A 5,539-nucleotide genomic window follows, 5' to 3' on the forward strand; every position below is an offset into this window, starting at 1 on the left:
CACCAACGTTGCTCTAACTAACTTAGCAGTTGGACGTAATGCAAATTGCGTATAAGCTCGCTTGTTTGTTTTGTTGTATTTTGAGTATTTTTTTTGCAACAACATTTCCTATATCTCCATTTTATTGTGTGTAGTGTGTCGCTTAAGTATTTAGGTTATTTAATCAAGCTTGTTGATTTAAATTTAGTCGCCCTGTGCAACCCAGGTAGAACCTACCCCCACTTCCGACTCTTGAATGTAATGTAGCCCTTTTGCTCCAGCACCCCCTTGCGCACCCTCTGGATTAGTTTCAGTTAAGGTGTTTGGTGCGGTAACAAAGTCAGGCTCTTCTTTATCATTTTCAGCTGGATTTTGGTCTATAGCGCCATCTGAATCGAACTTGCCATTACCATTAACGCCTCTAATATCAACCCAGCTTTCATCTTCAACATCGCCAGATGAATAACTATCACTAAAACCGAAGTTGTTTGAGAAGACTGATTCATCGTGATTTATTAAGTCGCAGTCATATTCAAATGAGTGGTCGCTGCTGCTAGCATCAAAAGGTAAAAACAACCCTTGAGCTTCGGCATTGTCATTTAAACCATTAGCAATTAAATTTGCGTCAAAGTTAATAACAAAGAAGTTTTTTGTTAAGCCGTATAACGTTTCATGGAACTCTTCATTTAAGTCATCACAATCATCAGCTGAGACTTTAGAGCCAACCTCTGTACTAAAAACAATAGGTTGAATAGAGTTAAGCACCGTATTTTTGTTCACATTAAGGGTAAAGTCACCCGGATTGTCGAGTATAGTTTGGTTGCCATCTCTTGGTACTCCGCCATCTCCTTGTGAAAGCGGGTTAGCAGTAAACACGATACCACCGGTTTCTTTACCATCTGCACGAATACCAGCAATATAGTTGTTGCTCACGGTATGGCCCAAAGGAGTGATTAAAACACCGCCTGGCCTATCATCACTGTCCATAATCTCAGAAGTACGGATCATAATATTGTCAGTAACCGTATTGTAGCCGCCATCTTCGAGCGAAATAGCACCATTAGGATTAATAACCGTATTGCCCTTAATTGTTGCCCCTGAAGTTTGAACGCGCATTAATCGGCGCCCCGTAATAAAGTTATCTACACGGTTATATTGCACAGTTAAATTTGCATCAGTGGCAGCAGCGTTGCCGGTTGTATTGCCGACATTGATTAGCATCAAACTAGAGTCATAACTTACGATTTCATCACCTTCGTCAATCTCATTGGTAAATAAGTTATACTGCAGCGTATGATCAACACTTGAGGAGGCCATTTTGATTACTGAGCCTTCAAGCGCATTGTCACGGTTTGTGAAGGTATTACGTTCAATTAGAGCGTTATTCCCTTGTAATACCATCCAGTGGTAGGCCTCGTTGTTTAAAGTTTCATCCTCGCCATCCATGGTATTTTCAGAAAATACAAAGTCGTCACCTTCAGAATAAATAACCGCGGCTTCTTCAAGATCACAAAATGAATCGATTTTGGTGTCAATGTTTATAAAACTCAGGCCGCTTATCTCAGCACCAACCACACCACTGGCAACATGAAAACAAGTTTCACCAAGAATCTTCGGGGTTTCCCCTTCAACGGCACGTAAAGTCACTGCACTAGTTAATAGAATAGGCTCCATATCATCATAATTATTGCTTTTAAGCCCAACAACAGTACCATCAGCTAAACCAGTATTGACGGCTCCTACAAGTTCATTAGCGTCACTAACTATCTGACTATAAACTAAAGTAGTCAGGGCACCTTCAACGGTCGCTTCTGGGAAATTATCATTATCGTTATAAGTAGCGCGGACAGAAATAATTGCACCAGCATAATCTGAAGGAGTGAAAGTTTTACTATTTTCACCGACAACTTCTACTCCATCAGCTAACCAAGTATAAGAAATATTAGCTTCGTCAACACCGTTGTTATCAAATACCTCAGCTGTTAATGGAGCATCGGCTAGATAAGGAACAACCCCTGAAATCTCCACACTACCAGGTTCATCAATCGCAAATTCGGTGACAGGACCAACAGGTTCAGATAAATTATCTTCTGGAAAATCATAGTCATCGATATAGGTTACTTGCACGGTTATCGACATACCTAAAAGTGACGGATCAACAACATAGGTACTTTGTGTTTCACCGGCTATTGCTTCATCATCTACAAACCATTGATAAGTAATTTCATCAGGTAAACCATCTGGATCACTAGGAACAGCAGTTAACGTATCGCCAAAAGCTGGTGTACCTTGAACAATAACGTCACCTTCAAAATTAACACGCTTGACTGGAGTTGTTGCGCTAGAGGTTGCGGATTCTTCAAAGCCTCTGTCATCTACAAAAGTAGCCATCACGGTGATAGCAGCGTCCAGCTGTGCCTCTGTTAGCTCAAGCGTAAGCAGTACTTCATCTTCTATTTCAACACCGTCAGCAAACCACGTATATATAACAGTGTCGCTATCAAAACCATTTTCATCTGCAACATTCGCAGTTAACGTTGAGCCAATAAGTGCATCACCTGTAAGCGTGACCGTAGAGTCAAAAGCAACAGCTGAAACATTATCCGTTGGCTCACTAAGATGTGACTCATTAATTCCACCATCGTCGGTGTAAAGTGCCTGCACTGTAACTGGCAGGCCTACTTGTTGATCAGTAAGTGTAAATGATGAACTGTTAGCCCCCGAGATCATCTCACCATCTGCATACCAGTAGTAAGTAATATCAGTTGATATACCGTCAGAGTCATTGACACTTGCACTTAATGACTCACCTGTTAACGCGGTTCCCGATAGGGATACAGACCCCAGCGTATTCGTATTATTACTTGTGTCACTGTTACAACCCATTATTGCTGCTGCAACAGCGCATAGTGCAAAGTTTTTTAAGTTCATAAAGGTTCTACTCTCCAATTGCATGGTTATAATTTTTTAGTAGCTCTCAAGTCAACATATTACCAAATGAACGAAAATGTTATTACCAAATTATTTTACATTTACGTACAATTGTTAACCAAGGGGTAATATAATCATACTAAAATGAAACTTACCAGTACAATCGATCAATAAATACAACATTTAATTCACAATTAATCCTCCAAACTTTAATAGTAAGGGATCAACTAAGACTAAAGGTCAGTAACAACCTGCACAGGATGGGCATTACCAATTAACATGCACTGGTAATAAAGTAAAAATTAATATTTGCTTTGAAATTTTACAAGAGGGTTTTTAAACAGACTTAATTGGTTAGAGGTGTAATCTTTTAGAATTTAAACTTATGGGGGTGTAGCTACGATAGCAGCTTAGCGGCATAAAAAACTAAGTCACTTTGACTATATGTCAAAGTGACTACTTAACTTGAACTTACTATTAAATTTCTACTTCATTCATTGCTTGCAGAAATATATCTTTAGGTGCGACAGCACCAGGTTGCTGAATAACCGTAGCCGCCGCTTTTGCAGCCAATTTTACGGCATCAGTGACAGTGTGTGCTGACATACGAGCACCAAGATAAACACCATTAAAGGCATCTCCAGCAGAGGTTGTATCTACTACATTTTTAACCGGCGTGATGCTATGGCTTAACTGTGTGTTATTTTCAATAGTTACAACTGATTCAGGGCCATTTTTAACTACTATTTCTGATAGTTCATATGACTTACAAAAATCAACTACACCTTCCACACTATGAATATCATAAAGCTTGGCAAAATCTTCAACTCCAGGCAGTACAATATCAGCTAAACTAAATGCTTGATCGTATTGTTCTTTAGTTTCCTCGGTCGTTTGCCACAGACGTTCACGGTAGTTAGGATCAAAAACAATCTTTACTCCCGCTTTTTTAAGTTCAGCCAGCTTTTGCCAAAATAGTGATCTGGCACCTTGCTCTATAACAGCCAACGAAATACCTGAGAAAAAGAACATTTCTGCAGATGCTAAATCCGCAAGCGTATCAGCATCTAAAAAATCAACCACTTTTTTGGCAGCAGAATCATTACGCCAATAGGTGAAACTGCGTTCTCCTGCTTCATCAGTTTCAATGTAATACATGCCAGGTACTTTATCGTTATGCGCAAAAACAAATTGAGTGTCTATCATTTCACTGCTAAAACGCTCACACATTTGTTCACTTAGTTTATCTTGCCCAACGGCAGTGACCATCGATGCAGTAACATCAGGGAAGCAGCGTTTTAAATATACAGCTGAATTATAAACATCCCCAGCGAATGACTTATATAAAGTTGATTCACTCATTGCTCTGAGCTCAACCATACATTCACCAAAAAAATAAATGTTTTTCATTTTAAATACTTACCATAAGTAACGCTCAGCGATGGGACAAGGATATGTCCGCACCGCGTAACTTTTATATCAAATTATTAGAGCTTCTTTAGTGGCTCAATTTTTGGAATTAGTATCCAAACAGCTGCCATCGCAATAATCGCTAATGACGCACCTATTACAAACGCAGGCATATAGTTCCCTCCGGCGGTTAAATAAGGAACTAGCGAAGTTAATCCTACTGCACCTAGTTTAGCAGCCATACCTGAAAATCCAGATAATGTACCCACTGCTTTTTTACCTAATAGGTCGCTTGGTAATGTTTGTACATTGCCAATGGCTGTTTGAAAACCAAACAAGATAACGGCCATAATTAGTACAGCCACAACTGGCTCACCTGGATCCGCCATAGCAAGTAAAGCAGGCAACATAATCAAACACCCCAGCGTAATTGTCAGCTTTCGTGTTTTATCAGTATTCCAGCCGGCCTTAAGCCTGTTTTGCGCGAGTAATCCACCAAACCAAGCACCAAACATCGCACCAACATAAGGAACCCAACCATATATACCAATAGATTTTACATCCATGCCATACACTTCATTTAGGTAGATAGGTATCCAAAATACAAATAGCCACCAAATTGGGTCAATTGCCGCAGACGCAATTATAACGCCCCAGCTTTGCTTACGTTTTAATAACTCACCAGTTGAAGGGTTATACTCATCTTCGTCACTAGTTTCTTCACCATTATCATCAAGTCGTTTTTGGCCAGTTAATATATATTCACGTTCTTCTTCTGTGATCCACGGGTGAGAACCTGGTGGTGATTTAACTAGAATTAACCAAGGTAATAACCAAAGAAAGCCCAGTGCACCTATAATGATAAAGACTAATTGCCAGCTAAAGTAAACTGTTAAATAAGCAATAAGAGGAATTGCAATAATACCGCCAATGGCTGCGCCGGAGTTAAAAATCCCCTGAGCAAGTGCACGCTCTTTCGTAGGAAACCATTCTGCATTACCTTTTGCAGCACCTGGCCAGTTACCCGCTTCGGCAACACCTAAAATAGCGCGGAACAAACTAAAACTCAGAACACCTTGCGCCAATGCGTGTGCAATAGTAGCAAGAGACCAAACACCAATAGAGAGTACAAAACCTAAACGAGTACCTATCCAGTCAAATATTTTACCAAATATAGCTTGGCCAAAAGCATAAGCAAACACAAACACAATTGAAATAT

Annotated in this window: 3 protein-coding genes; all 3 read right to left on the reverse strand. The window is 39.9% G+C overall.

The window, feature by feature from the left end; all coding sequences use genetic code 11:
- Positions 1–183: 183 nt before the first annotated feature.
- Complete coding sequence (locus ACT3RM_RS16660; RefSeq protein ID WP_441836517.1) at positions 184–2,910, reverse strand: poly(beta-D-mannuronate) lyase; 2,727 nt, start codon at positions 2,908–2,910, stop codon at positions 184–186.
- A 477-nt stretch (positions 2,911–3,387) separates the two neighbouring features.
- Entirely contained in the window at positions 3,388–4,320 is a 933-nt protein-coding gene (locus ACT3RM_RS16665) for a sugar kinase (RefSeq protein ID WP_441836516.1), read from the reverse strand.
- A gap of 77 nt (positions 4,321–4,397) precedes the next feature.
- A partial coding sequence (locus ACT3RM_RS16670; RefSeq protein ID WP_444511435.1) for an MFS transporter occupies positions 4,398–5,539 on the reverse strand: 1,142 nt, incomplete at its 5' end.

This window comes from Pseudoalteromonas sp. AOP7-A1-14 (genome assembly GCF_052376275.1).
Lineage (GTDB): Bacteria > Pseudomonadota > Gammaproteobacteria > Enterobacterales > Alteromonadaceae > Pseudoalteromonas.